The sequence below is a fragment of the Actinomyces israelii DSM 43320 genome, from assembly GCF_000711965.1.
In the GTDB taxonomy this organism is placed as follows: Bacteria; Actinomycetota; Actinomycetes; order Actinomycetales; family Actinomycetaceae; genus Actinomyces; species Actinomyces israelii.
This window is the reverse complement of record NZ_JONS01000090.1, coordinates 1-2,788: the sequence shown is the minus strand read 5'-3', so window position 1 is coordinate 2,788 and position 2,788 is coordinate 1. Positions and strand designations below refer to the sequence as shown.

Here is a 2,788-nt window from a genome sequence, read left to right as displayed (position 1 = left end):
GGCGCCCGGCCGAGCCGGAGCCCGCCGGCCCGGCGCCGGCCGCGGCCTCGCCGCTGTCCCTGTCGGCGTGCATGGAGGCCCCAATCACGCGGGTCGTTCTCGCCTGCCTTCTCGCCCTCTACGTCCTCATCGTCATTCTGGAGGTGCGGGCGAGGCCGTACCGGCACCCTGCCCTGGTCATTATCGGATTCATCGCCGTATCGATCGGCGCATTCCTCATGCTCAGGTCGTGGCCGAGGCACAGCATGCCCGACCTGGTCGCCGACCTGATCGCCGCGGTCGCAGGGGGCGCCAACGCACTCGTCCTGTTCCAGATCGCCGACGCGGAGTGGTCCGGCTACGCCTCATGGTGCACCGGCGCGGGCACCATGCTGTGCTGCGGGCTCCTGGCCAGGGAGCGACCGCGCCAGGCATGGGCCGGCTTCGCCCTGATCGCGGCGACGTCCGCCGCCTGGATCCTGGTGACCGGCCGCGGCCCGGGCATGATCCTGACCTACGTCTCCGGGCAGCTCATCGTCCTGTGCATCTGGTACGGCATTGCGCGCACGTCGGTGGCCCTGGCCGCGGCGACCGCCGCCAGCGAGGCGATCAGCGCCGAGGTGACCGCCCGTCGCCACGCCGAGCAGGAGAGCGAGGCGCTCATGCAGCAGGCCACGGACTCGGTCCGCGAACGTGTCGAGCCCATCCTGACCGACATCGCCTCCGGCCGACCGATCACCCCCAGCCTGCGCGTGCAGGCGCAGATGCTCGAGGTCGAGCTGCGCGACGAGCGCCGCGCCCCCTTCTTCACCGGCACCGACGTCGTCGATGCCGCGCGCGCCGCCCGCACCCGCGGCATCGACGTCATCCTCCTCGACGACCGGGGCGCGGACACGGACCTGTCCGACGACGTCCGGGAGGCCGTCATCGCCCACGCCGTCCGAGCACTGGGCGGCGCCGCCGGCGGGCGCGTCGTCGTCCGGCTCCTCCCGCTGCGCCAGCGCCCCATGCTCATGTCCGTCGTCACTACCGACAGCATCCTCCTCGTCACCGCAGACGGCCGGCCCGCCGCGCAGGCGTCCGCCTGAGCCCGGGCGCCGGCGGCGGAGGAGGCCAGGCAACATGCGCGACCGAGGAGGACATATGCATGCAGGGGCGGCACAGGATACCATCATGCTCTATGGCAACCAAGAATGCCGGTGCGATACCATCGTCCCTCCCCCATCCCGAACTTCCGCTGACGTCTTGCGCCCGCCCCCTGCCCCCCGCGCGTCGAGCCCGGACCACCCTCAAGGAGGCACCATGGACGCCGAGTGCTCCATCCTGGTCATTGACGACCACGAGATGATCGCGCAAGGCTGCCAGAACGAATTCGCCCGAGCCGGGCTGACATGGACAGTCAGCTGGTTCAGGAGTCTGCGCGACGTCGTGTGGCCGGCAGGCCGCGCCCTGGCGATCCTCGACCTGCGCCTGAACGACGGCACCCGGCCCGCGGAGGTCATCCAGGAGCTCGCGCGCCGCTCCATCCCCGTCGTCGTCTACACCTCCGGCGAAGCCCCCGACCTCATCAGGGAGGCCACCGCCACCGAGGCCGTCATGGCGATCATCAACAAGACCGCGCCCACCCGCGAGCTCATCGAGGCCATCGAGGCCGCCCTGGAGGGCCGCCCCAGCGCCAGCCTCGACTGGGCGCGCGCCCTGGAGGAGGACGAGAACTTCGTCGGGCAGCACCTCAGCGAGCGGGAGGCCCAGGTCATCACCTTGTACGCCAACGGGATGCAGGCCAGCACGGTCGCCCGTGCCCTGGGGCTGTCGGTCAACAGCGTCAACCAGTACGTCGCGCGCATCAAGGAGAAGTACCGCGCCGCCGGCCGCCTGACGACCAACTCGCGCGTCGCCCTGTTCAAGGAGGTCGCCCGCGACGGCCTGATCAGCTACTACGAGTAACCGCCGCCCATGACGACATCTTCCGCCAAGGAGCTCGCCGGAGAACTCGCCGCCCCCTCGTCCAGGCTCGCGCCCGGCCCCTACGTTCTGCGGATGCGCAGGCTCGTCGTCGTCACCGCCGCGACCGCGGCCGTGGTGGCGGAGTTCTTCGCCGCGCCGTCCATGCCGGTCGTGCCGCCCATCCGGACCGCGCTCGCCCAGATCCACCAGCCGCCCTGGGCCGTGACGCTCGCCCTGCTGCTCCCGCCGCTGATCGCCGGCGGCGCGGCCGCTATCGGGCTGGCGGGCCCTGCGACGCACCCCGGGTCCGACGAGGGCCGCGTATCCGTACCGTCCCGCGAGGCCCGAGCCGCAGCCGCGGACCGCGTGTGGCGCGCGGTCCTGCCGGCGGTCCTCATCGGGTACGCGGCCCTCGTCCTGCTGGCCGCCGGGCACCCGCTCCCTCCGGCCGGCGGCGCGCCCGACGCAGTGCCCGTCCCCAACCCGCTGACCTGCTACTACCCCGCCGCCGCGGTGGCGGCCACCGCCGTCCTGCCCACGCGCGGCCGGTTCGCCTACGTGGCGGCCCTGCCCCTTCCCCTGACGTGGACCTACCCCGCTCACAGCGGCTACCCCGCGCAGTCCCCGCTTGAGGAGGTCCTGGTCTGCCTGGCCTTCAATCTGGGCACCATGGGGGTGCTCGCGTGGCTGCAGCAGCAGGCGGTCGCCCTGGACGAGTCCGGCGCCCGCCGCCGCGCTCTGGTCGCCCGGCTCCGCATCGACGAGTCGCGCTCCCGGGCGCAGCGGGAGGCCGACAACTTCGTCCACGACCACATCCTGTCGGTCCTGAAGTCCGTCCCCACCGTGCCGGCGACCTCCCCCC

The 2,788-nt window shown here is 72.6% G+C and carries 2 protein-coding genes and 1 pseudogene; all 3 read left to right on the top strand.

Going from position 1 to position 2,788, the window contains the following annotated elements; translation table 11 throughout:
- Nucleotides 1–1,067, top strand: a pseudogene (locus O145_RS18785) (hypothetical protein); the annotation flags it as partial.
- Nucleotides 1,068–1,281: 214 nt separating this feature from the next.
- A complete protein-coding gene (locus O145_RS15130) occupies nt 1,282–1,926 on the top strand; it encodes a response regulator transcription factor (protein ID WP_043564495.1) in 645 nt (214 codons plus the stop codon).
- 9 nt (nt 1,927–1,935) lie between these two features.
- Nucleotides 1,936–2,788: hypothetical protein (locus O145_RS15125; RefSeq protein ID WP_043564493.1), on the top strand; the 853-nt coding region annotated here is incomplete at its 3' end.

What these genes read in the sequence shown, in the direction of transcription:
- O145_RS15130 (WP_043564495.1), top strand. Translation starts at nt 1,282, where the DNA reads ATGGACGCCGAGTGCTCCATCCTGGTCATTGACGACCACGAGATGATC.